This window comes from Streptomyces xanthophaeus (assembly GCF_030440515.1).
GTDB classification, from domain to species: Bacteria; Actinomycetota; Actinomycetes; order Streptomycetales; family Streptomycetaceae; genus Streptomyces; species Streptomyces kutzneri.
The window spans coordinates 77,337-99,800 of record NZ_CP076543.1 but is presented as its reverse complement, the minus strand read 5'-3'; the positions used below and the strand labels follow the sequence as shown (position 1 = coordinate 99,800).

At 73.1% G+C, this 22,464-nt stretch carries 21 protein-coding genes and 1 pseudogene; 11 read left to right on the top strand and 11 right to left on the bottom strand.

The genetic code is table 11. The features are described from left to right. Nucleotides 1-56: 56 nt before the first annotated feature. The 6 genes from KO717_RS00415 to KO717_RS00390 are packed head-to-tail and all read right to left on the bottom strand — an operon-like array spanning nucleotide 57 to nucleotide 6,475. Nucleotides 57-1,229 (bottom strand): acyl-CoA dehydrogenase family protein, encoded by a 1,173-nt coding sequence (locus tag KO717_RS00415; protein ID WP_301363697.1) that lies wholly within the window; start codon nucleotides 1,227-1,229, stop codon nucleotides 57-59. A gap of 38 nt (nucleotides 1,230-1,267) precedes the next feature. Next, nucleotides 1,268-2,440, bottom strand: a complete 1,173-nt coding sequence (locus tag KO717_RS00410; protein WP_301363695.1) for an acyl-CoA dehydrogenase family protein — start codon at nucleotides 2,438-2,440, stop codon at nucleotides 1,268-1,270. Between the two features lie 43 nt (nucleotides 2,441-2,483). Continuing rightward, on the bottom strand, nucleotides 2,484-4,568 hold the full coding sequence (locus KO717_RS00405; protein ID WP_301363694.1) for an acetate--CoA ligase family protein: 2,085 nt from the start codon (nucleotides 4,566-4,568) through the stop codon (nucleotides 2,484-2,486). A 1-nt stretch (nucleotide 4,569) separates the two neighbouring features. After that, nucleotides 4,570-4,761, bottom strand: a complete 192-nt coding sequence (locus tag KO717_RS00400; RefSeq protein WP_301363693.1) for a ferredoxin — start codon at nucleotides 4,759-4,761, stop codon at nucleotides 4,570-4,572. Next, nucleotides 4,758-6,062, bottom strand: a complete 1,305-nt coding sequence (locus tag KO717_RS00395) for an NADH-ubiquinone oxidoreductase-F iron-sulfur binding region domain-containing protein (RefSeq protein WP_301363692.1) — start codon at nucleotides 6,060-6,062, stop codon at nucleotides 4,758-4,760. Before KO717_RS00395 ends, KO717_RS00400 begins: the two co-directional genes overlap by 4 nt. Then, on the bottom strand, nucleotides 6,059-6,475 hold the full coding sequence (locus KO717_RS00390; RefSeq protein WP_301363691.1) for a hypothetical protein: 417 nt from the start codon (nucleotides 6,473-6,475) through the stop codon (nucleotides 6,059-6,061). Before KO717_RS00390 ends, KO717_RS00395 begins: the two co-directional genes overlap by 4 nt. Before the next feature lie 424 nt (nucleotides 6,476-6,899). On the opposite strand from KO717_RS00390, the gene KO717_RS00385 reads away from it, so the two are divergent. The 7 genes from KO717_RS00385 to KO717_RS00355 all read left to right on the top strand — a co-directional run bounded on the left by KO717_RS00385 (nucleotide 6,900) and on the right by KO717_RS00355 (nucleotide 15,261). Beyond that, complete coding sequence (locus tag KO717_RS00385) at nucleotides 6,900-8,162, top strand: aromatic ring-hydroxylating oxygenase subunit alpha (protein ID WP_301363689.1); 1,263 nt, start codon at nucleotides 6,900-6,902, stop codon at nucleotides 8,160-8,162. A 183-nt stretch (nucleotides 8,163-8,345) separates the two neighbouring features. Next, nucleotides 8,346-9,476 carry a polyamine ABC transporter substrate-binding protein gene (locus tag KO717_RS00380; RefSeq protein ID WP_301363688.1) on the top strand — a complete coding sequence of 377 codons (1,131 nt, stop codon included), beginning with the start codon at nucleotides 8,346-8,348 and terminating at the stop codon, nucleotides 9,474-9,476. 1 nt (nucleotide 9,477) lies between these two features. Then, nucleotides 9,478-10,449, top strand: coding sequence for an ABC transporter permease (locus KO717_RS00375; protein WP_301363687.1), 972 nt, complete (start codon nucleotides 9,478-9,480; stop codon nucleotides 10,447-10,449). Next, nucleotides 10,446-11,282, top strand: coding sequence for an ABC transporter permease (locus tag KO717_RS00370; RefSeq protein WP_301363686.1), 837 nt, complete (start codon nucleotides 10,446-10,448; stop codon nucleotides 11,280-11,282). The genes KO717_RS00375 and KO717_RS00370 overlap by 4 nt, the downstream gene beginning before the upstream one ends. After that, entirely contained in the window at nucleotides 11,279-12,478 is a 1,200-nt protein-coding gene (locus tag KO717_RS00365) for an ABC transporter ATP-binding protein (protein ID WP_301363685.1), read from the top strand. The genes KO717_RS00370 and KO717_RS00365 overlap by 4 nt, the downstream gene beginning before the upstream one ends. A gap of 55 nt (nucleotides 12,479-12,533) precedes the next feature. After that, nucleotides 12,534-13,850, top strand: a complete 1,317-nt coding sequence (locus KO717_RS00360) for a flavin monoamine oxidase family protein (protein ID WP_301363683.1) — start codon at nucleotides 12,534-12,536, stop codon at nucleotides 13,848-13,850. Beyond that, nucleotides 13,843-15,261, top strand: coding sequence for an aminobutyraldehyde dehydrogenase (locus tag KO717_RS00355; RefSeq protein ID WP_301363681.1), 1,419 nt, complete (start codon nucleotides 13,843-13,845; stop codon nucleotides 15,259-15,261). Before KO717_RS00360 ends, KO717_RS00355 begins: the two co-directional genes overlap by 8 nt. A 693-nt stretch (nucleotides 15,262-15,954) precedes the next feature. Here KO717_RS00355 and KO717_RS00350 read toward each other — a convergent pair. Then, nucleotides 15,955-16,938, bottom strand: coding sequence for an aldo/keto reductase (locus tag KO717_RS00350; RefSeq protein WP_301363680.1), 984 nt, complete (start codon nucleotides 16,936-16,938; stop codon nucleotides 15,955-15,957). Between the two features lie 99 nt (nucleotides 16,939-17,037). Between KO717_RS00350 and KO717_RS00345 the strand changes: the two genes are divergently transcribed. Further along, a complete protein-coding gene (locus tag KO717_RS00345; protein ID WP_301363679.1) occupies nucleotides 17,038-17,631 on the top strand; it encodes a TetR family transcriptional regulator in 594 nt (197 codons plus the stop codon). Between the two features lie 26 nt (nucleotides 17,632-17,657). Here KO717_RS00345 and KO717_RS00340 read toward each other — a convergent pair whose 3' ends face one another. The 3 genes and pseudogenes from KO717_RS00340 to KO717_RS00330 all read right to left on the bottom strand — a co-directional run. Further along, nucleotides 17,658-17,780: a hypothetical protein gene (locus KO717_RS00340; protein WP_301363678.1), complete on the bottom strand. Its 123-nt coding sequence runs from the start codon at nucleotides 17,778-17,780 to the stop codon at nucleotides 17,658-17,660. Nucleotides 17,781-18,059: 279 nt separating this feature from the next. Beyond that, on the bottom strand, nucleotides 18,060-18,845 hold the full coding sequence (locus tag KO717_RS00335) for an alpha/beta fold hydrolase (protein WP_301363675.1): 786 nt from the start codon (nucleotides 18,843-18,845) through the stop codon (nucleotides 18,060-18,062). A 75-nt stretch (nucleotides 18,846-18,920) separates the two neighbouring features. Further along, nucleotides 18,921-19,369: pseudogene (locus KO717_RS00330) on the bottom strand (alpha/beta fold hydrolase); the annotation flags it as partial. A 236-nt stretch (nucleotides 19,370-19,605) separates the two neighbouring features. Here KO717_RS00330 and KO717_RS00325 point away from each other — a divergent pair. The 3 genes from KO717_RS00325 (at nucleotide 19,606) to KO717_RS00315 (ending at nucleotide 21,337) form a co-directional block, all read left to right on the top strand. Next, on the top strand, nucleotides 19,606-20,508 hold the full coding sequence (locus KO717_RS00325) for a GNAT family N-acetyltransferase (RefSeq protein WP_301363674.1): 903 nt from the start codon (nucleotides 19,606-19,608) through the stop codon (nucleotides 20,506-20,508). 108 nt (nucleotides 20,509-20,616) lie between these two features. Then, nucleotides 20,617-21,000, top strand: a complete 384-nt coding sequence (locus KO717_RS00320) for a VOC family protein (protein WP_301363672.1) — start codon at nucleotides 20,617-20,619, stop codon at nucleotides 20,998-21,000. A gap of 55 nt (nucleotides 21,001-21,055) precedes the next feature. Next, the gene (locus KO717_RS00315; protein WP_301363671.1) at nucleotides 21,056-21,337 is read left to right on the top strand and encodes a hypothetical protein; all 282 of its coding nucleotides are present in this window, start codon (nucleotides 21,056-21,058) and stop codon (nucleotides 21,335-21,337) included. A 7-nt stretch (nucleotides 21,338-21,344) separates the two neighbouring features. Here KO717_RS00315 and KO717_RS00310 read toward each other — a convergent pair whose 3' ends face one another. After that, a complete protein-coding gene (locus KO717_RS00310; protein ID WP_301374983.1) occupies nucleotides 21,345-22,460 on the bottom strand; it encodes an acyl-CoA dehydrogenase family protein in 1,116 nt (371 codons plus the stop codon). Nucleotides 22,461-22,464 lie beyond the last annotated feature (4 nt).

The window sequence follows — 22,464 nt, the reverse complement described above, 5'->3', positions numbered from 1 at the left end:
GGGCGGGGCGACCCGGACCACCGGCCCGGGTCGCCCCGCCCGTCAGGCCCCGCCCGTCACTGCGCGGACGGCATCCGCAGAACGCCCGTACCGCGCTTGACCAGTTCGCCCGCGATGATCAGGCGCTGGATCTCGGAGGTGCCCTCCCAGATCCGGTCGACGCGCAGCTCGCGGTAGAGCCGCTCCACCGGGTACGAGCGGTCGTAACCGCGCCCGCCGAAGATCTGCAGGCACCGGTCGACGACCCGGCCCGATGCCTCGCTCGCCGCCAGCTTGGCGATGGCCGCCTTCGCGTGCAGCGTCTTGCGGTCGAGGACGCCCTCGTCGACCTCCCAGGCCACCTGGTGCGTGTAGGCGCGGTTGACGGCGATGTCGACGGCGCTGTCGGCGAGCATCCCCTGGATCAGCTGGAAGTCGGCGATGGGCGAGCCGAACTGGCGCCGCTCCACCGCCCAGTCCCGGGCGAGCTCCAGGGCCCGCTCCGCCGCCCCGATCGTCCGGGCGGCGATCATCAGCCGCTCCTCGGTGAACCACGAGCGCGTGATGTCGTAACCCTGGCCCACCTCGCCGAGCACCGCGTCGTCGGGGACGAACACCTCGGTGAAGGTGAACTCGGGGTGCTCGTAGACGAAGGTGTGCATCCAGCGCGGCACCCGGGTCATCTCGATGCCCGTCGTGTCCTTGTCGACGAGGAAGAGCGTCGGTGCCCGCTCCTCACCGGCCGCGGCCAGCACGATCATGAAGTCGGCGTGGTCGCCGACGGTCACGAACCACTTCTCGCCGTTCAGCACCCAGCCGCCGTCGGTTCGCGTCGCCGTGGTCCGCAGGTTCTGCGGGTCGGAGCCCGCCTCGGGCTCGGTCACCGCGTAGCAGTCCCGGCGCTGCCCCCGGATCACCGGGACGAGGTAGCGCTCGCGCTGCTCGGGCGTGCAGTAGGACAGGGCGTTGGCCGGACGCCACACCATGTCCCACAGGGCCCCGGTGAGCCGGCCGAGCTCCGCCTGGACCGTGACCTGCTCCAGGATGGTCAGACCGGCGCCGCCCCACTCCGTCGGCATGTTGACGGCCTGCAGCCCGCTGTCGAGGACGGCGTCGCGGATCTCGGTGTGGGCCTGCGGGGGCAGCCCGTTGTTCTCCTCGCAGTCGAGCTCGTACTTGGTGATGAAGTCGGTGAGCGCGCGCGCCGTGCTCCGGAGCTCTTCCTGACGGGCGGTGAGGCGGAAGTCCATGTCTGTCTGTCCTCTGGGTCGTGGTGGGGGAGCGGTCGTCAGGAGGTGGGAAGGGCGAGGGCCCGGGTGCCGCGCTTGATCAGTTCGTTGGCGATGATCAGGCGCTGGATCTCGGAGGTGCCCTCCCAGATCCGGTCGACCCGCAGCTCGCGGTACATGCGCTCGACGGGGTAGGTACGGTCGTAGCCGCGCCCGCCGAAGATCTGCACACACCGGTCGATGACCCGCCCGGCCGCCTCGCTGGCCGCGAGCTTCGCCGTCGAGGCCTTCGCGTGCAGCGTCTTGCGGTCGGTCTCCGGCCGGTCGGCCTCCCAGGCCACCTGGTGGGTGTAGGCGCGGTTGATGGCGATGTCGACGGCGCTGTCGGCGAGCATCCCCTGGATCAGCTGGAAGTCGGCGATGGGCGAACCGAACTGGCGCCGCTCCACCGCCCAGTCCCGGGCGAGCTCCAGGGCCCGCTCCGCGGCGCCGACGGTCCGGGCGGCGATCATCAGCCGCTCGTCGGTGAACCACTCCTTCGTCAGCTCGTAGCCGTTGCCGACACCGCCCAGCACGTCCTCGTCCGGAACGAACACATCGGTGAAGGTGAACTCGGGATGCCCGTTCACCGCGGAGTGCATGAAACGGGGGACCCGGGTCATCTCGACCCCGGCCGCCTGCTTGTCCACGAAGAACAGGGTCGCCTCCCGACCGGGCCCCGCGTCGGCCTGCACCAGCAGGAAGTCCGCGATGTCCCCGCAGGTCACGAACCACTTCTCGCCGTTCAGCAGCCAGCCGCCGTCGGTACGGGTCGCGGTACTCGTGCCCGAGCCGGGGTCGGAGCCCGCACCGGGCTCGGTCACCGCGAACGCGTCGAACCGCTCGCCCCGGATCACCGGTAGCAGGTACTTCTCCCGCTGTGCCTCGGTCCCGTAGGCGAGGACGTTCGCGGGCCGCCACGGGATGTCCCACAGACAGTTGGTGACCTTGCCGAACTCCTCCTCGACGATCACCTGGTCCAGCAGGGACAGCCCGGCGCCGCCCCATGCGGCGGGCATGTTGATCGCGTAGACGCCGGCGTCGACGGCGGCGCGGGTCAGCTCGCGGACCGTGTCGGCGGGCAGCGGGCCGCCGGCCTCCTCGGACCGGTCCTCGTAGGTCATCAGGAGCCGTGCGTAGGCGGCGGCGCGCGCCTTGAGGTCGGCCTGCTCGGGTGTGTAGCGGAAGTCCATGGGTCGTCAGTCCTCCAGAGCACAGGGGGTGGGGGTGGAGCGGTCAGCGCAGGACGGCCCGCGCGTCCAGGGCGAGGGCGCCGTCCGGGCGTACCAGCAGGGGGTTGACCTCCAGCTCGGCGATGTCCGGGTGAGCCGCGGCGACGGTGGTGATGCGTTCGATGACGGCCGCGGCCGCGGCCACGTCGACGGCCGGCCGGCCGCGTACGCCGTCGAGCAGCGCCGCACTGCGCAGACCGCGCAGCAGAGCCTCGGCCCGCCGTGCCGGTACGGGCGCGAGCGCGAAGGCCACGTCACGCAGCGCCTCGGTGAGGACGCCGCCGAGCCCGACCAGGGCGATCGGCCCGAACCGCGGGTCCTGGTTCACGCCCACGATCAGCTCGATGCCGTCCGTGAGGTCGGCCATCGCCTCGACCGAGTAGGCGGGCGCGCCGAGCCGGGCGTGCATCTCCCGGTACGCGGCGAGGAGCGCGTCCCGGTCGGCCAGCCGCAGCGCCACACCGCCGGCGTCGGACTTGTGCAGGACGTGCAGGGCCTTGAGCACGTACGGGCCGCCGAACTCCGCGGCCGCGGCCAGCAGCCCGACCTCGTCCGTGATCTCGCGCGCCGCCGGGAACGGCACGCCGGCGGCGTCGAGCAGCGTCCGGACCCCGTGGTAGCCCAGGTCCGCGGGCGGTGCTGCGGCCGGCGGCAGCGGGGGCACGCCGGGGCGGTCCGCGTCCGCCGCCCGCCCTCCGGTCATCGCCGCCAGTGCGCGGGCGGCGTCCTCGGTCGCGGCGAACACCGGCACCCCGGCCTCGGCCAGCACCCGGCAGCTCGGAGACTGCGGGTACATCGACTGCACGACCAGCGGCTTCGGCACGGAGGCGAGGTGCGCGACGATCTCCTTGGCGGCCCGGGCCTCACCCTCCGCCAGGACGGAGCCGCCTGCCGGACCGCCGCCCAGACCGCTCTCGGAAGCTGCGTAACCACCGAAGTACCCGGTCATCAGGACGGCGTCGACCTCGTCGGCGGCGAGCAGCGCACCGACCGTGTCCGCGTAGGAGAGGGGCCGCTGTTCACCCATCCCCGCCAGGTCGACGGGGTTGCCGACCGAGGACTGCTCCCACAGCACGGTCCGCAGCCTGTCCTGCGTCGGCCCGCCGAGCTCCGGTACGCCGAGCCCGGCGTCCTCGGCCGCGTCGGCGGCGACCGCGCCGTGGCCGCCGCCGTCGGTGAAGACCGCGGTACGCCGGCCCCTCGTACGCGGTCCCGCGCCCAGGGCGGCAAGTCCGGCCAGGACGACGGTCATCTCCCTCGGGGTGCGGACGAGTTCGACCCCGGCGTCGCGGCAGGCGGCGGACACCACGTCGGCCGAGGTGGTGAGCGCCCCGGTGTGAGACTGGGCGCTGCGTGCGGAGGCGGTTCCCCGGCCGGCCGTGAGCAGCACCACCGGCTTGCCCGCCGCGGCGGCGGCCGCCGCGAAGGCCCGGCCGTCGCCGAAGTCCTCGGCGTACACGGCGATCGCCGAGGTCTCCTCGTGGCGGGCGCAGTCCTCGACGAGGTCGACGAGGGTGACGTCGGCCTGGTTGCCGAGGGAGACGAAGCGGGAGAAGCCCAGCCCGTGCGGCTCACCGCGGAGCTGGAGTTCGAGGGCGAGGTTGCCGCTCTGGCTGAGCAGGGCGACCCCGCCGGGGGCGAAGCGGTCCGAGGCGAGGTACAGCTCGGTGGTGTTGTCGGCGATGCCCAGGCAGTTGGGGCCGACGAGGACGGCTCCGGCGGCCCGTACCCGTTCGGCGACCGACCGCTGCCGGGCCAGGCCTGCGGGGCCGGCCTCGGCGAAGCCCGCGGTGATGGCGACGATCGCCTTCGCCCCGCAGGCCAGGGCCTCGTCGACGGCGGCCTCGAAGCCGGCGCCGGGTACGGAGATCACCACCAGGTCGACGGGTTCGCCGACGGCGGTCAGGGAGGTGGCCGCGGTGCGGCCGAGTACGGTGCCGCCGCGCCGGTTGACCAGGTGCACGGGTCGCCGGCCGGGGGCGCGCAGGGCCTGGGCGGCCACCGCGTGGCCGTACTTCGCGGGGTCGTCGCTGGCGCCGACGACGGCGACCGAGCGGGGATCGAAGAGGGCGGTCAGGTCGCGTCCCATGTCATCCCTCCACGCGGAGGGCGGAGTTGGGGCAGCTTTCGACGCAGGCGCGGGCGGCGTCCTCGGTGCCGGCCGGGACGAGGACGGCGATGACGTTCGCGTAGCCCCATTCGTCGAGTTCGACCAGGTCGGGTGCGGGTTCCTGGCACAGTCCGTAGCCCTGGCAGCGGGTGGAGTCCAGCAGGAGTTTCATGGCGTTCCTTTCAGCGCGGGCACAGGGATGTCGGAGGCGGCGGTGAACGGGGCGGCGACCCCGGGCACGGCCACGGTGAGACGGCGGCGGCCGTCCTCGGGTGTCGCGTCCGCGCACACGGGGCACGGCGCGGCGAGATGGGAGCGGACGAGCCCGGGGAAGGAGCGGAGCAGGCTGCCCGCGATCCCCGCCGCGGCGTCGAGGAGTCCGCAGGCGCCGCGCCCGGTCAGGCCCTGCGACCAGCGGAGCAGGCTGTCCGCGGTGTCCGGGCCGGCGGTCCCGGCGGCGAGGCCGGACAGGGCCCTGCCGACGGCGGCGGTGCCGGACACGCAGACCCCGCACTGCCGTGCGCTCTCGGCCGCGAGGTGGCCGGCCGCGTCGGCGGCGGTGGTCACGGGGCAGCCGCCCGGGGCGAGGAAGTGGATGGCTCCGCACCCCAGGGCGGTACCGGCGGCGGTGAGCGCGCCGGGTTCGAGGGGGAGGTCCAGGGCGCCGGCGTCGACGAGTCCGCCGAACAGCCCGCCCATCAGGGCTCCGGCCGCGTCCGGCATCCCGTACCGCGCGGCCAGTGTGCGCAGCGGGATTCCGTAGGGGACCTCGGTGAGCACCGGTGCGGCCGGACCGCCGCCGGACAGGGTCACCAGGGTGCTGCGGGCGATGGCGCGGCGCAGGCCGGGCCGGTTGGCGGTGAGGGCGATCCGGGCGAGCGTCTCGACGTTGGACACCAGGGTCGGCGCACCGCCCACCCCCCGCTCGAAGGGGCGGGGCGGCTTGGCGGTGGGCAGCGCCGGGCCGCCGTCGATCCGGCGCACCACCGCCGTCTCCTCACCGGCGACGTAGGTGTGGCCGGTCTCGACGACCTCGACGGGCAGCGGCGGCGGGTGTTCGGCGAGGGCCCGGCGTACGCTCTCGCCCGCCGCCGGGTCGGAGAGGTACACGAAGCCGCGTACGGCGCCGGTGACCGCGGCGGCGCGGGCGAGGCCGTCGAGGACCAGGTGCGGCCGGGCCCGCAGCAGCCAGCGGTCCTTGGCCGAGCCCGGTTCCCCCTCCTCGCCGTTGGCCACGACGACCGGGGAGCCGCCGCGGCCCCGTACGGAGCGCAGTTTGACGGCTGCCGGGAATCCCGCCCCGCCGCGACCCCGCAGCCCGGAGGCGGCGAGGTGGGCGAGCAGTTCCTCCGGGCCCGTGGCGCCGCCGTAGCCGCCCGTGGCCCGGTAGGCGTCGGCGCTCTCCACGGCCTGCGGCGCCGCTCCGAGGACGGTGCCCGGCGGCTGCGCCGTCGGGAGGCGGATCGTGGTCATCGGCCGGCTCCTGTCGTGGTGTGGGTGCGCAGGGTCCGTACGGCGCGCTCCAGCGCGGTGCGGTCCTGGGCGGTGCGGCCGTATCCCGGTCCCGGGAGGCCGATGAGCATGCGGTGGTGGTCGAGGACGACCTCGCCGGCGAGCAGGGCGGCGGCGGGGTCGCCCGTCCGGGAACCGGCGGCCACCGAGGTCACCAGGTCGGTGACCTCGGCGAGGTAGCGGAGCCAGCTGTGCCGGCTGCCGCGCAGGATCAGGCGCTCGACGCGGCGCCGCTCCGTGGCCGCCAGGTCACGGGGTGGTGGGCCGGCGGCCGCACCGTGCGACGAGGCGCGCAGGGCGGCGACCGCCGTGGGGAGTTCTCGCTCCGGTTCGGGGGTGAGCCCGAGCCAGTCCAGACGCCGACGACCGCTCATGCGTGCCTCCGGGAGGTGGGATACCGCCGCCGGTCCGGCGCCCGGCGGGAGCCGTGGGCGGGGGACCGGGGGGATCGGGGGTGCGGACCCGTACGGGACGGGCGGGCCGCACGGCTGCGTCCGCCCCGGTGAACAGGGTGTATACGGAGCGGGGCCGGTGCGGCGACAGGAAAGCACGTTTGCTGACCGATCGGTCAGGCAAGAATTACGCTAGCTGACCGATCGGTCAGTGAACAAGTCTTGACCCGGTGGAAATGAGCCAGCAATCTGGCTGTCCAATCGGTCAGCCTGGTTCCGGCTTTCCCGCCCCGACCGCCTGTCCGCCGCTGGATCGCCATGCCTCGTCCTGCCTTGCCCTCTCTTGTCCTGCCTTGCCATCGAACGCCGACACCGATCGCCGCACGCCGGCACGGAGGAGTCACCGATGCACTCAAGAGCTCCCGAATCACCGACAGGCCGCACCGTCCGATCCGACGTCACCGTCCGATCCGACCCGTCCGACCCGTCCGACCCGTCCGATCCGACCGACCGGACCGACCGGACCGGGCCGCCGGGCAACGCCGCCGCCCCCGACACCCCCGGGCCGGCCCTCCCCGCCCGCTACTACACCGACCCCGACACCGCCGCCGCGGAGACCCGGCACGTCTTCGGCCGGTCGTGGCAGCTCGTCTGCCACGAGTCCGACCTGCCGAACCCGGGAGCGCGGCTCGCCGCCACCGTCGCCGGCCGCGAGGTCCTGGTGGTCCGCACCGAGGACGGCAGCCTCGCAGCCCACCTCAACGTCTGCCGCCACCGCGGAACCCGCCTGGTCACCACCCCCGAACCGGACGGCAAGGCGATCCGCTGCCCGTACCACGGCTGGACGTACCGCCTCGACGGGAGCCTGGTCGGAGCCCCGGAGGCCCGCCAGATCCCCTGCCTCGACAAGCCGAAACTCGGCCTCTTCCCGGCCCGCGTCGAGTCCTTCCTCGGCTTCGTGTTCGTCAACCTCGACCCCGACGCCGTACCGCTGGCCGAGAGCTGCGCGGGCCTCGCGGAGGCGGTCGGCCACTACGCCGGAGCCGACCTGGTGCCCATCGGCCGCGCCCGCATCCACGACCTGGCCGCCGCCGAGGTGCAACAGGCCAACTGGAAGGTGGCGGTCGACAACTACCTGGAGGGCTACCACGTCCCGGTCGCCCACCCCGGCCTGATGCGGCTGCTCGACTACCAGGGCTACACCTGCGAGATCGAGGAGTCCTACGCGCTCTTCGCCTCACCGCTGCGCGACAAGCCGTCCTCGAACTGGGCCGAGCGCCTCTACCAGCGCATCGCCGCACCGATGCCGGGCCTCCGCGAGGCCGACCGCCGGATCTGGCGGTACGCGGTCATCTATCCGAACACCCTCATCGACTTCTACCCCGACCACGTACTGGCCTGGACCGCGATCCCCACGGCGGTGGACCGCGTCGCCGTACCCGGCGCGTTCTACACCCGCCGCGGCACCGGCCTGCGCACCCGCCTAGCCCGGCGCCTGAACATCCACATCGGCTGGATCACCAACGACGAGGACGCCGAGCTGGTCGCCCGCGTGCAGAAGGGCCTCTCCACCCCCGGCTTCGAGCCCGGACCGCTGTCCCGACGCGAGTCGGCGGTCGGCTGGTTCGCCGGCCGCGTCCGGGCCGACCTCGACACCGCCGACGACTGAGGCCCGCCCCCCCCGCCGAACACGGCACGACTGCACCGCGCCATCGCACCGCACGGCCCCGCACGACCGCACCACTGCAACGCAGCGCAGCGCCCCGCCCCCCGCGCCGCGCCCGCCGCACGACCGAGCCCCCACGCACCGCTCGTTCCGCCGTCCCCCTGCGGCCCCTACGGAGAGGACCCCATGTCCCCCGAGGCACTCCCCCCGACCAGACGCTCGTTCCTCCGCGCCGGCACCGCCGCCGCCCTCGCCCTCACCGCCTCCGGCTGCGGCTTCGCCACCGGCGACGACCCGGCCGGCAAGGCGACCGCGGAAGCACCCATCGACGTCAAGGTCGACGGCGACCTCGTCTACTTCAACTGGGCGGACTTCGTCGACCCCACCGTCTTCGAAGGCTTCCAGAAGGAGTACGGCGTCAAGGTCGTCCAGTCGAACTACGACTCCATGGAGGGCATGGCGGCCAAACTCAACGCCGGCAACCGCTACGACATCATCTTCCCCACCGCGAAATGGGCCGAGCGCCTCGCCACCGGCGGCCGGCTCCGTACGATCGACCACTCCCGGCTACGGGGCGCCGAAGCCGTGTTCGGCGGCTACGACTACTTCGCCGACCCCTGGTACGACCCCCGCTCCGCGCACACCGTCCCCTTCACCATGTACAAGACGGGCATAGGCTGGCGCCGGGACCGGCTCGGCGACCTGACCGGCTCCTGGGAAGACCTGTGGAACGAGAAGGCCAAGGGCAAGGTCTTCGTCCTCGACGACCGCGACGAGGTGCTCGGCCTGGGCGCGCTCAAACTCGGCCTCGGCCTCACCACCGGAGACCAGGCCGACCTCGACCGCGTCACCGACACCCTGCGCTCGCTCCGCCCCCGCCTGCGCGGCTTCTCCAGCGACAGCTACAACAACCTCCTCAACGGCAACGCCGACATGACCCAGGCCTGGAGCGGCGACATGGCCGCCATGCTCGCCCAGGCCGAGGACCCGTCCGTCTTCGGCTTCGAGGTCGCCCGCGAAGGCGCCCCCGTCAACTCCGACTGCTACGCCATACCCGCCAACGCGCAGCACCCCGGCACCGCGATGCTCTTCATCGACTACATGCTCCGCCCGGAGAACGTGAAGAAGAACATCGAGTACATCGGCTACCCGATGCCGGTCCGCGGTACCGAGGACACCTACGCCGCGCTCGTCGAGCCCTTCCCCCAGTGCCTGGTGACCGCCGACGACCTGGCGGCCGACCTCTTCTTCCGCAACGGCGACGCGGGGACCGAACGGGCCCGCGACGCCGCCTGGACCGACGTGAAGGCCGGCTGACATGGCGACACGCAGCAACCGCACCGGAACCGCGGTCCGGCCGCCCGAGGACCCGGACGGGCCGAAAACACCGCCCCCGGACCGGACACGGCCCGAAGCCGCACCGGGCACCCGCACCCGGAGGCGGCAGCCGCGCCTGTGGACCTGGCTCCTGCTCCCCGGCACCCTCTGGATGGCCGGCTTCCTCGTCGCCTCCCTCCTCCTCGTGGCCACCCTGGCGCTCGGCACCACCGACCCCCTCGGCAATCCGCGCTTCGGGCTCAACTTCGCCAACCTCACCGCACTGGCCGACCCCGCCTACAGCACCGTCCTGCTGCGCTCCCTCGGCTACGCGCTCATCACCTGCCTCATCTGCCTGGCCGTGGCCTACCCGGTCGCCTACGCCATCGCCCTGTGCGGCGGCCGGTTCAAGAACCTGCTGATCGCCGCGATCGTGGTCCCGTTCTTCGCCAACTACCTGGTCCGGATGTACGGCTGGTCCGTCGTCCTCTCCGACGACGGACCGCTGCTGAGGGCCCTGCGCGCGATCGGTCTCGCCGACGACGGCACCAAGATCCTCCAGACCGGTGTGGGAGTGATCGCCGGACTCGTCTACGGCTTCGTCGTCTTCATGATCATCCCGCTGTACGCGGCGATGGAACGCATGGACACCTCGCTCATCGAGGCCGGCCGCGACCTCTACGGCGGCCCCCTGCGGACCTTCCTCTTCGTCACCGTCCCCGCCACCCGGCAGGGAGCGGCCGCGGGTTGCGTTCTCGTCTTCCTGCCCGCCATGGGCGACTTCGTCAGCGCCCAGCTCATGGGAGGTCCCGACCAGATCATGATCGGCAACCTGATCCAGGACAAGTTCTTCCAAGGCCAGAACTGGCCCCTCGGCTCGGCCCTCACCATGCTGCTGATGGCGGTCCTGTTCCTCGGGATGCTCGGCTACCTGCGGCGCACCCGCAAGGACGAGGCGGAGGCCGCCCGATGAGCGCCCCGCAGCGCCGCCGGCGCGGAGCCGAGCGCCGCCCCCGCTTCGCCATCGCCGTCACCGCCCTCTTCTTCGCGCTCCTCTACCTCCCCGTCGGCGTCGTCGTCCTGTTCTCCTTCAACTCCCAGAAATCCCTCACCGTCCTCGACGGCGTCAGCCTCCGCTGGTACACGGCCCTCCTCCACGACGAGGCACTCCTCGACTCGCTCGGCATGAGCCTGCGGGTGTCCCTGGTCGCCATGGCCGGCTCGCTCGTCCTCGGGGTGGCCCTGGCCCTGGGCCTCGTACGCAGCCGCAGCCGCCTCGGCTCCTTCGCCGGCCTGATCATGCTCGTCCCGCTGATCACCCCGGAGATCGTCACCGGCGTCGCGGCGATGCTCCTCTTCAAGGGCCTCGGCATCACCCTGTCCACCACCACCGTGATGCTCGCCGAGATCACCTTCTCCATCTCCTACGTGACGGTCATCCTCCGCTCCCGCATCGCCGCCCTCAACCCGGAGGTCGAGGAGGCGGCCATGGACCTCGGGGCCACCCGCGGGCAGGCCCTGCGCCTGGTGACCCTGCCCGCGCTGCTGCCCAGCATCCTCGCCTCCGCGGTGCTGATCTTCGCCCTCGTCTTCGACGACTTCGTCCTCGCCTACTTCACCACCGGCGTCGACCCGCAACCCCTGTCGGTGCGCATCTACTCGGCGATCAGGTTCGGCGTGCAGCCCACCATCAACGCCGTCGGCACCCTGATGCTGGTCGGCTCCATCGGCCTCATCGTCCTCGCACTGGCCATCCCGCGCCTGTTCGGGCGCAGAGGCGGCCTCGACCTGCTCTCCGGGAAGTGACACCCATGCCCGCGACACCCGAGCACCCGACCCCCACGACCACGACCCCGACCCCCACGACCCAGCCCCCCACGAGCCCGACCGCCCGGACCCGGACCCTCATGACCCCGACGCCCGTCCACCCCACCCCCGCCGTCCGGCTCGACCGGGTCAGCAAGCAGTACCCGGCCGCGGGCGGCACGTACGCCGTACGCGACGTCGAACTCGACATCGCCCCGGGTGAGTTCTTCTCCCTCCTCGGCCCCTCCGGCTGCGGCAAGACCAGCCTCCTGCGGATGATCGGCGGCTTCTCCGACCCCACCTCGGGCAGCGTCCTCCTCGACGGCCAGGACGTCACCGGCCTGCCGCCCGACAAGCGCAACGTCAACACCGTCTTCCAGAGCTACGCCCTCTTCGACCACCTCTCGCTCGCCGACAACGTGGCCTTCGGCCTCAAGCGCAAGGGCGTCGGCCGCGCCGAGATCCGCGAACGGGTCTCCGGCATGCTCGACCTCGTCCAGCTCGGCCACCTGGCGAACCGCAAGCCGGCCACCCTCTCCGGCGGCCAGAAACAACGCGTCGCCCTCGCCCGCGCCCTCGTCAACCGGCCCCAGGTCCTCCTCCTCGACGAGCCGCTGGCCGCCCTCGACCTCAAACTCCGCCGCCACATGCAGGTCGAGCTCAAGCAGATCCAGCGCGAGGTCGGCATCACCTTCGTCTTCGTCACCCACGACCAGGACGAGGCCCTGACCATGTCGGACCGCCTCGCCGTCATGAACGAGGGCCGCGTCGAGCAGTGCGGAACGCCCGAGGACGTGTACGAGCGCCCCACCAGCAGCTTCACCGCCTCCTTCATGGGCACCTCCAACCTCGTCCCCGGCACCTACCGTTCCGGCCGGGTCGTCCTCGACGACGGCCCCGAACTGCCCGTCGGACAGCGGACGTCCGTCCCCGAAGGCAGCAGGGTCAACCTGTCGATCCGCCCCGAGAAGATCTGGCTGTCCGACCTGGAGCCGGACATGGCCCGCGCCACCGGCGTCGTCCGCGAGACCGTCTACTGCGGCCCGACCACCACGTACCTGATCGAACTGGCTCCCGGCGTCACGGTGTCCGTACTGGAGCAGAACACCGTCCGCTCCCGCAGGGAGGACCGCTGGAGCGGCGGCGAGCGCGTCGAGATCGGCTGGAAGCCCGAACACTGCCTCGTCCTGGACTGAAGCCGAAGCCGAAGCCTGAGCCGCCTCGGCTCCGCCCGACCGAAGGAACACCCTCATGAACCACGACGTCATCGTGCTCGGCGCCGGCCTGGCCGGCCTCGCCGCAGCGCGTGACCTCGCCGCCGGCGGAGCCGACGTCCTCGTCGTCGAGGCCCGGGACCGGGTCGGCGGACGCGTCGAACAGACCGAACTCCCCGACGGCCGGCTGGTCCAGCTCGGCGGCGAGGTCGTCGGCCGCGCCCACACCGCCTACCTGGCCCTCGCCGAGGAACTCGGCCTCACCCTGGTCCCCAGCTATGTCGCCGAGCCCGGCGTCCTCACCCGTGCCACGCCGGAAGGGGTCTCCGCCGGCGATCCGCCCCACTGGTTCGGCCCCGGCGACGACGCCTGCCACCAGAAGGTCACCGCCGCCTTCTGCGCCCTCGCCCGGACCGTGGACCCGGCCGACCCCTGGTCCCACCCCGACGCCACGGCCCTCGACCGGTCCTCCGTCGCCGACTGGCTGCGCGCCCAGGGAGCGACACCGGCCGTCGTCCGCCTCTGGGAGATCGGCCAACTCGCCCTCGCCGACGGCTCGTACGAGCGTACGTCGCTGCTCGCCGCCCTGCGCAAGCACGCCGCCGTCCCCGGCCCCGAGGCCTACGACTACGAGGCATGGGAGGGCCTGCGGGTCGCCGAGGGCTCCGCCACGGTGGCCCTGCGCATGGCCGCGGACCTCGGCGGACGCATCCGCACCGGCGCGCCCGTCGAGGCCGTCACGGTCCGCCCGGCCGGCCCCTGCTCCGTACGGCTGGCCGGCGGCGAGACCCTCACCGCCGGCGCCGTCGTCAGCGCCCTGCCCGTCGGCCCGCTCCGCCAGGTCGCCGTCACCGGCGTCCGCGACGAGCGACTCGCCTCCCTGCACCGCCAACGCCAGGCCCTCGCCGCGAAGTTCGTCGCCGCGTACGACCGGCCGTTCTGGCGCACACTCGGCAAGAGCGGCCTCTCCGAATGCGAGGGGGTCCTCGGCAGCACCTGGCCGCAGAGCGACGGCATCCTCTCCGCCCTCGTGCCACCCGAACGGCTCGGCGTCCTGCTCGGCACACCCGCCCCGCTGCGCACCCGGGAACTCCTCGCCGACATCGCCCGCCTCTACGGCGACGAGGCGTACCGGCCGCTGGCCACCTACGTCCGGATGTGGGGCACCGACCCGTGGACGCAGGGGTACGTCACCCAGTGGACCCCGGGCGACGTCATGGCCGTCGGCCCCCGCCACGGCACCCACGAACCACCCTTCTACGTCTGCGGATCCGACCAGTGGGTGGCCGGCTACATGGAAGGCGCCGTACGCACCGGACGCGACGCCGCCAAGGAGGCGCTGCGCCGTGGCTGACCCCGTGCTCAACCATGTGGCGGGCGTGGACCGGCCCGCCGCCTCCGGCGAGACGATGGAGCTGGTCGACCCCGCCACCGGCCGGGTGCACGGCCACGCCCCGCGCTCGGGCAGGGCCGACACGGACGCGGCCTGCGCGGCAGCCGCAGCCGCGTACGCGCACTGGTCCACGACCACACCGGCGGTACGCCAGCGCGCCCTGCTCGGCATCGCCGACGCCGTCGAGGAGCACGCGGAGGCCTTCGTGGCCGCCGAGACCGGCGACACGGGCAAGCCGCCCCGGCAGTTCAGGGCCGAGGAACTGCCCGCGATCGTCGACACGCTCCGCTTCTTCGCCGGAGCCGCGCGCAACCTGCCGGGCCTCGCGGCCGCCGAGTACACCGAAGGCCGTACCTCCGTGCTGCGGCGCGAACCGATCGGGGTCTGCGCCCAGATCACCCCATGGAACTATCCGCTGATGATGGCGGTGTGGAAGATCGCCCCGGCCGTCGCCGCAGGCAATACGACGGTGCTCAAGCCCGCCGACACCACCCCCACGTCGTCGGCGCTGCTGGCCCGGATCGCGGCCGAGCACCTGCCGCCGGGCGTGCTCAACGTGGTCTGCGGCGACCGCGACACCGGCCGCGCGCTCACCGCCCACCCCGATGTCGCCCTCATCGCGGTCACCGGCAGCGTGCGCGCCGGCCGGCAGATCGCCGCCGCCGCGGCCGCCGACCTCAAACGGGTCCACCTGGAGCTCGGCGGCAACGCCCCGGTGCTCGTCCACGACGACGTGGACGTCGAGGCGACCGCCGCCGCCCTCGCCGCGGTCGCCTACTACAACGCGGGCCAGGACTGCACCGCGCCCACCCGGCTGCTGGTCCACCACCGGGTGCACGACGCGTTCCTCGCGGCCTTCGCGGCCGAGGCGGCTGCGCTGCGTACGGGCGCCCCGGACGAGCCGGACGCCGATTTCGGTCCGCTGAACAACGCGGCCCAGCTGACGTCGGTACGGTCCCTGCTCGACCGGCTGCCGAGCCGTGCCGAGATCGTCACCGGCGGGGCCCGCCTCCCACGGCCCGGCTTCTTCCACGAACCGACCGTCATCGCGGGCGTGCGCCAGGACGACGAGATCGTGCAGGAGGAGATCTTCGGCCCTGTCGTGACGGTGCAGTCCTTCGCGGACGAGGCGGAGGCCCTGTACCTGGCCAACGACGTCCGCCACGGCCTCGCCGCCAGCGTGTGGACGACGGACCACGACCGCGCCATGCGGGCGACCCGGGCCCTGCGGACCGGCATCGTCTGGGTGAACACCCACGGCACCACCGTCTCCGAGATGCCCCACGGCGGGGTCAAGCACTCGGGCTACGGCAGCGACCTCTCGATGGCGGGCCTCCTGGACTACACCCAGGTCAAGCACGTCATGCTGTGAACCCGGGGCCTCCGGACGGGCGGGGGACACCACGGCCGGGAGCCCGGGCAGTGCCGCAGCCGGGACCGGAGCGCGACCCACCGCCGGACGGACCGACGGGGCCACCTCGATCACCGCGCCGAGGTGGTCGAGGGTGGCGTCGGCCGGATCCTCGCGGGCGTCGCAGGCGACGGCCATGGTCCGCAGAGCGCGGCGAGCCGGCTCGGCGCTCTCCCCGAGCGACCCGGTGTCGCCGGCCCGGGTGCCGTCGGCGGCAACCGGCGCCCCGGCCAGTACCTCCGCGGCCGTACGCGGCAGTCGGCCGCCCAGCCGCGCCGCCGCGATCAGGGCCTGGCCGATCCGATAGCGCTCGGCCAGGACCTGCCCGATCGCACGCTGCACCACCCGGGGCGCCGAGTCCTTGCGGTGCGCGTTCCGCAGGGCGCGCAGCAGCCCCCGCACCTGGGCGGTTCCGCCGTGCGCGCGTACGGTCGCCGAGGCGAAGGCGCGCGTGGTCGCCCGGTGCTCGCCCCGCCGGTCGACGAGGGCGGCCGCCACGAGGTCCGGGTCGTCCGACAGGAGCGCGCGCCGGTGGTGACCCGGGCGGTACCCGCGCCCCAGGGCTGCGGCCGCGGGGTCCCGCAGCCGCAGCAGGCACGAGGTCCTGTGGTCCAGGTGGTGGTCCCCCGGCCCGGTTTCCGCGCCCCGACAGGATCAGCCGTTCAGGGAGGCCATCAGCTCGGGTGCGTAGCGGTCGCCGGAAGCCACGCCGTGCGGCGCCACGGCGTCGATGGCGGCCAGCTCGGCGGGGGTGATCGTCACGGCGGTCGCGGCGATGTTCTCCTCCAGGTAGCTGCGGCGCTTGGTGCCCGGGATGGGGACGGCGCCCTGGTGGAGGGTCCAGGCGAGGGCGAGCTGCGAGGGGGTGACGCCCTTCTCGGCGGCGAGCCGGCGCACCTGGTCCACGACGGCGAGGTTGCGGTGGAAGTTCTCGCCCTGGAACCGGGGGTCGGTGCGGCGGAAGTCGTCGGCGGCGAAGTCGTCCGGGCTGGTGAGGGCACCGGAGAGGAATCCGCGTCCGAGCGGGGAGTAGGCGACGAGCCCGATGCCGAGTTCGCGGAGGGTGTCGAGCACGCCGTCGTGTTCGATGCCGCGCTCGAAGAGGCTGTACTCGGTCTGTACGGCGGCCAGCGGGTGCACGGCGTGCGCGCGGGCGATCGTGGCGGGGGAGACCTCGCACAGTCCGATGTGGCGGACCTTGCCGGCCTCGACGAGCTCGGCCAGCGCGCCGACGCTCTCCTCGATCGGCACGTGGGGGTCGACGCGGTGCAGGTAGTACAGGTCGATGTGGTCGGTGCCCAGGTGGCGCAGGGAGCGGTCGGCCGAGCGGCGGATGTACTCGGGGGTCGCGTTGTGCCCGACGAAGGCGCCGTCGTCGGTGAACTCGACCCCGGTCTTGGTGGCGACGACGGCCGCGTCGCGGCGGCCGGCCAGGGCCTTGCCGAGGAGCTGCTCGTTGCGGAAGGGGCCGTAGCCCTCGGCGGTGTCGAGGAGGGTGACGCCCAGCTCCAGGGCGCGGTCGATGGTGGCGAGCGACTCGGTCTCGTCGGTGGCGCCGTAGTGGGCGCTCATACCCATCAGGCCGAGGCCCTCGGCGCCGACCTTCAGTCCCTGGCCGCCCAGTGCGCGGATCTCCATGGTGTGCTCCTCAGGAAGTAACTAACTGGATAGTTTTAGTCTGCGACGCGTCCGCCTCGTTTGTCAATAACTGGATAGTTACTTGCTAGGGTGAGGTCCATGGCACGGGATTCCCACGCGACGAAGGCGCGCCTGCTCGACGCGGCCTTCACCGAGTTCGCGACGTACGGCATCGCGGGTGCGCGCGTCGACCGCATCGCCGAGGCGGCGCAGGCGAACAAGCGGCTCATCTACGTCTACTACGGCAACAAGGAGCAGCTCTTCGACGCCGTGCTCCAGCGGGCCCTCGCGACCGGATCGGAGTCCGTCCCGTTCGACGTCGACGACCTGCCCGGCTACGCGGGGGCGGTCTTCGACCACCTCGTCGAGCGGCCGGAACTGATGCGCCTCGTGCTGTGGAAGCAGCTGGAGCGCCCGGGGTCCACGGACGAGGAGTCCGCGTCCTACGACGGCAAGATCGCGGAGGTTCGGCGGGCCCAGGAAGCGGGCCGGATCGATCCCGCAGTGCCCGCAGCGGATGTGCTGACGCTGGTCATGGGCCTGTCGCAGGCCTGGTTCGCCGCGGTGGGCGGCCCGGCGGCAGGCGCGGCGGGCACCGGCTGGGCCGCCGAGCGGCTCGCCGAGCACCGCGCGGCGGTGGTGGAATCCGTCCGCAGGATCACCGCACCCGCGCCCCCGGCCGGCGCAGCCTGAGGGCGCCCGCCTGGAGGAGCCCGCGGTCAGCGCCGCGGCCCGGCGAAGAAGCCCACCCGGGTGACGTCCTCGGACCGGAACTTCGGCAGCGCCGGGCGCCACCGCGCCCCGGCGCCGGCCTCCCGCAGCCGCAGCGACTTCGGCCGCACCGCGGCCACCTCGCCGATCCGGCCGGCATCCGGCGCGTCCCGTTCGACGTGCAGGGATGTGCAGGGACGTGCAGGGACACCAGCTCGAAGGCCCGGGAGGCTCCCTCCGCCAGGTCCGCCGACCTGTCCGGGGCGAGCCCCGGCTCGGGGCGCGCGGACCGGCCGGCGCCCGCGCGCCGCTGCCCAGCCGTCGGGCCGGACGTCACCGCACAGGGCGGTCGGCGTCCACGCCGCGCTGGTACCGGCGGCGAAACCGCCGAGCCGGTCCGCGTCCCCGGGTCAGCGCGTGAGGAACGGCCGGAGCGCCGCGACGAGTTCGGTGGGCGCGTCCAGCGCGATCAGGTGGGCCGCGGCCGGGAACTCGACCAGGGTGGCGCCCGGGATCTCGGCCGCGTACCGGCGCGCGATGTCCTGGAAGTCGGCGACGTCGAGCAGGCCGATCCCGACCAGGGTGGGAACGGCGATCGTCGCGATGTCGCCCGCCGCGCCACCCAGGGAGTGTTCCCCGACCGCGTCCTGGTTGACCAGCGACGTCCGCACCGGGGTACGGAGCCGTTCGGCCAGTCCCGGATCGACGTCCTCCCAGCCGCGGCCGGGCCCGCGCAGCCACATGTCCAGGTTCACGCGGACCGCGGTATCCAGGTCACCTGCCTCCAGGGCCGCCGTCTCGGCCTCGTCGTAGGCCACCATGTCCGCCGACCAGCCGTAGCCGGGCCACGGCGGGGCGAGCAGCGTCAGCGACCGGACCCGGCCCGGGTGGGCGAGAGCGAAGTTCACGGCCACCCGCCCGCCCCAGGACGCGCCGATGAGCCGGACGCTTTCATGACCGAGGTGGTCCAGGAGCCGGCACAGGTCATCGGTCTCACTGAACGGCCCGGTCGGGGGCGCGGATTCGCCGAAGCCCCGCAGGTCGTACCGGATGACGGTGTTCCGCTCGGCGAGGGCGGGCACGACCGCGTCCCACATGGTGTGGTCGGCGACGCCGGCATGTACGAGCACCACGGGCGAACCTTCGCCGGTGACGGTGTAGGAAAGGTGGCCGAGATCGTCGGCAAGGATAGGCATCCGCAGATAGTCGCAGGTCAGTACTGCACAGGCCATCGGATTCCGGAAGAGACCGCGCATGCCTCACCCGTGGTCTCACACGCGCTCGCCGCTCCGGAGAGTGGACGCGAGCAGTTCCTGCACGAGTTCGACGACGAGTCGGGGCCGTCCCACGAACGGGGAGCGGCCGGTCTGCCACTCGCGCACACCGGCGCAGCGCGAGGCCATCCTCCGCTGCAGGACCGGGTCGACGGCCCGGTCCTGCGCGCAGACCACGTCGGTGGAGGGGATGTCCTTCCAGCTGTGGCGCTCCGGAACTCCGCGCCCGCAGCCCGGGGCTTGGGCCCGCAGCAGGCCGTCCGGCTCAGGGCGGATCGCCTCCTGGAGCTGCGCGGACGCCCCACCCGGACCGGCCGCGCTCTCACCGGTGTCCGGCACGAAGGCCGCCAGGTACACCAAGTGTCCTGCTCCACGCACCCGGTGAGCACCGAACCGCCGTAGGAGTGACCGAGTACGTACACCCTTCCTGACAGCGGATCCAGGGCGAGCAGCGGCGTGAACAGGCACCCGAGGCTCCACCGTGACCGGCTCGCAATTGCGTGGACGGACCTGTTGACGATCAAGTATCGTCCGGGCTCGGACCACGTCGCGCGAGCTGAACGGAAGGAGGCGAGTGCCGTGCAGATCACAACCATCCAGCGCTCCCTCCCCGTTACCCCGGTGTGGTTCGTCTGATCCGAAACCGGGAGCGCCCCACGCAGTACACATCCCGGAGGAACCCGTGACCGATCTGGTCATCCGCGCGCTCGACGAGAGCGACGCCCACCTGTTCGACGCACACCCCGATCCGCTGAACGCCCGTGCCGCCCACGAGCGCACCACGCACCGCCCCGAGTGGAAGCGGGTGGCCCTGCGCGACGGCACGGTCGTCGCCCGTGGCGCCTGGTGGGGCGGCACCGATGACAAGGAACCCGTCAACGTCAACTGGTTCGACGTCGCCGAGGGCGAGGTGGAGGCGGGAGCCGAACTCCTGCGCTCCGCCCCCTGGCAGGTCGAGCTCGAGATCAACCTCCCCGGCGACTGGCGGGACCACCCCGACCTGGCCGCCGCCACCGAGACGCGCTACGCCGCCGCCCGGGCGGCCGGCTACGAGCTCCTGGTGGAACGCTTCCTCTACCGCTGGACCCCCGAGCGCGGACTCCCCGAACGGCCCGGCCGCCTCGTCTTCGGCGCCGAACCCGACGACGCGGTCTTCTTCGACGCACTGCGCCGCATCCACTCGGCCACCCTCGACGCCCACGCGCTGAAGGCCATAGCGGAGGGCGGCCTCGACCAGGCCGCCCAGGAGGAGCTCGACTTCTTCCACTGGTGCCCGTCCCCGCGGGAGTGGTGGCAGACCGCCCGTACACCTGAGGGCGAGCTGGCCGGCATCCACATCCCGGCACACAACCCCTCCGGACCGACCATCGGCTTCATCGGTGTCCTGCCGGAACACCGCGGCCGCGGCTACGCCTACGACCTCCTCGCGGAGTGCACCCACTTCCTGGTGGAGCACGGCGCCGAGGCCGTCACCGGAGCCACGGACCGGGGCAACTTCCCCATGGCCGCGAACTTCGCCAAGGCCGGCTTCCCCGTCGTCCGCGAGCGCGTCAACTTCCACCCCGTGGCCCCGGCCTCCCGGTAGCGGCAGATCCTGATCCTCGCCCCGCGCCGGCATGTTCTCGCTGCGGGGCGAGGATCCGAGCGCGCCGCCGACGGCCGGCTCCCGGGTTCTCTCAGTAGACTGACGGACATGGCATGCCGCATCAGTGAGCTGGTCATCGACGCCGCGGACCCCGCCCGACTCGCCGCCTTCTGGAGCGAGGTACTCGGCTACGTCGAACTCGGCCGGGAGGACGACGGAAGCATCGAGATCGGGCCGCCCGACGCCGGCTTCGGCGGCCCGCAGCCCACCCTCGTCCTCAGCGCCGGCAGCACCCCGCGGAGCGGAAAGCTCCGACTGCACATCGACGTCAACCCCACCGACCGCGAACAGGCCGCCGAGCTGGAGCGGCTCCTCGCCCTCGGCGCCAGGCCCGCCGACGTCGGCCAGACCGGCACCGAGAACTGGCACGTCCTCGCCGACCCGGAGGGCAACGAATTCTGCCTCCTGCACAGGCGGCTCCAGCCCCTGTGACCACATGCGCCCCGGCGCCACGACAGGACGGTGCTGCCATCCGTACGATGCGACGGTGACCCTTCCCCGCCCCGCCGGTCCACGACAACTCCTCGGTGTCGCCTGCACGGTCATCGGTCTGACCGCTGTCGCGCTCGGCTGGTACGCCACGCAGACCGTGCGCCCCGACTGCGTCTACGCCGTCTCCAGACTCACCGACGGCAACGGGCACGGCGTGCCCGACGCGAACGGCCGCGTGTTGTCGTACAAGGAACTCGCCGACCGCGGCTACCGGCAAGCCGTCGACTCGGGCCGCTGCGACCCACCCCGTGCCCGCTGGCACATGTGGACCGGCTGATTGGTCCTCAGATGCCTCGGAGCGTCACGTCCGCGGTGGCTTCCCGCAGCTGCCGGGTCTGTGCCTGGATCAGATGGAACAGGGCCTCCCGAGCCAGCCGGCCCGCCGTGTTCCCGTACTGCACGGCGCGCCCGCCGGTCGCCGCCACACAGGCGGTGGCAGCCCGCACCCCGAGGTCCAGGGCCGCGGCCCGGACCCCGGTCCGGGCCGGTACCCCCACCTCGGGGGCCAGCTCGTCCCGCATGGCGTACGCCTCGGTGCGCAGCCGGGCAGCCTCCTCCGCCAGCCGGCGGGCGAGGGTCTCGTACGTGGCTCCGGCCTGTGGCGCGGCGGCCAGCAGCAGGTCGACGGCCGCGCGCAGATGTCCGAAGACGGCCGGGTTGGCGTTCGCGTTCTCCAGATCGTAGGCCCGGATCCAGTCCGGCCTGGGCTCGACGGAGATCACGTCGTCCGGCGGCACGACGACATCCCGCAGCTCGACGGCCGTCGTGTGCGTCGCGCCCATCGCCCACAGCGGCGGCGACTCGACAGCGTCCATGCCGAGGCCGGTGCCCGGCCCCGGCGTGCAGTCGGCGCGCACGAACAAGGCCTGGTCATCGGCGGTGACAGCACCGATGATCACCGTGTCCGCGAGGCCCCAGCCGGTCATCCACGGCACACGGCCACGCAGCCGCCACCCCTGCTCGCTGCGCTCCGCGTGCACGGGCGGCCGTGGACGGCGCAGGTACGCGAAGCCCGCCGTGGCCTGCTTCGCACCCGTGACCAGGTCGGGCAGCCAGAGGTCACGCAGACCGGTGTTGGCAGTCTTGGCCAGCGCCTTCACCAAGGCGAAGTGCTGGGTGTAGACGAACCAGGTGGACGGGTCGACGGCGGAGAGGATCTCGTGGACCTCGCGGACCACCTGATCCCTGGTGCAGCCGCCGCCCGGCGTCGGCTCGTACCCGAGGATTCCGTGGGCGCCGCTTCGGGCCAGCTCGTCCAACCGCGCGCGGGAGACGCCTTCGACGGCGGTGCGCTCCGCGTCGGGCCGGAGCACGGTGGTCGCGAAGCGCGTCACCGACGCGATCAACGGCTCGGCCGCCAGGTCCGGCGGCGTCCCCAGCACCGTTCCCTCGCCCGGCACCCCG

Bases quoted from the DNA above. Each gene is read 5' to 3' on its own strand.
- KO717_RS00350 (WP_301363680.1), bottom strand. From the start codon at position 16,938: ATGGAGATCCGCGCACTGGGCGGCCAGGGACTGAAGGTCGGCGCCGAG.
- KO717_RS00375 (WP_301363687.1), top strand. From the start codon at position 9,478: ATGGCGACACGCAGCAACCGCACCGGAACCGCGGTCCGGCCGCCCGAG.
- KO717_RS00335 (WP_301363675.1), bottom strand. From the start codon at position 18,845: ATGCCTATCCTTGCCGACGATCTCGGCCACCTTTCCTACACCGTCACC.
- KO717_RS00360 (WP_301363683.1), top strand. From the start codon at position 12,534: ATGAACCACGACGTCATCGTGCTCGGCGCCGGCCTGGCCGGCCTCGCC.
- KO717_RS00415 (WP_301363697.1), bottom strand. From the start codon at position 1,229: ATGGACTTCCGCCTCACCGCCCGTCAGGAAGAGCTCCGGAGCACGGCG.
- KO717_RS00370 (WP_301363686.1), top strand. From the start codon at position 10,446: ATGAGCGCCCCGCAGCGCCGCCGGCGCGGAGCCGAGCGCCGCCCCCGC.
- KO717_RS00390 (WP_301363691.1), bottom strand. From the start codon at position 6,475: ATGAGCGGTCGTCGGCGTCTGGACTGGCTCGGGCTCACCCCCGAACCG.
- KO717_RS00385 (WP_301363689.1), top strand. From the start codon at position 6,900: ATGCACTCAAGAGCTCCCGAATCACCGACAGGCCGCACCGTCCGATCC.
- KO717_RS00400 (WP_301363693.1), bottom strand. From the start codon at position 4,761: ATGAAACTCCTGCTGGACTCCACCCGCTGCCAGGGCTACGGACTGTGC.
- KO717_RS00380 (WP_301363688.1), top strand. From the start codon at position 8,346: ATGTCCCCCGAGGCACTCCCCCCGACCAGACGCTCGTTCCTCCGCGCC.
- KO717_RS00395 (WP_301363692.1), bottom strand. From the start codon at position 6,062: ATGACCACGATCCGCCTCCCGACGGCGCAGCCGCCGGGCACCGTCCTC.
- KO717_RS00405 (WP_301363694.1), bottom strand. From the start codon at position 4,568: ATGGGACGCGACCTGACCGCCCTCTTCGATCCCCGCTCGGTCGCCGTC.
- KO717_RS00410 (WP_301363695.1), bottom strand. From the start codon at position 2,440: ATGGACTTCCGCTACACACCCGAGCAGGCCGACCTCAAGGCGCGCGCC.
- KO717_RS00345 (WP_301363679.1), top strand. From the start codon at position 17,038: ATGGCACGGGATTCCCACGCGACGAAGGCGCGCCTGCTCGACGCGGCC.
- KO717_RS00320 (WP_301363672.1), top strand. From the start codon at position 20,617: ATGGCATGCCGCATCAGTGAGCTGGTCATCGACGCCGCGGACCCCGCC.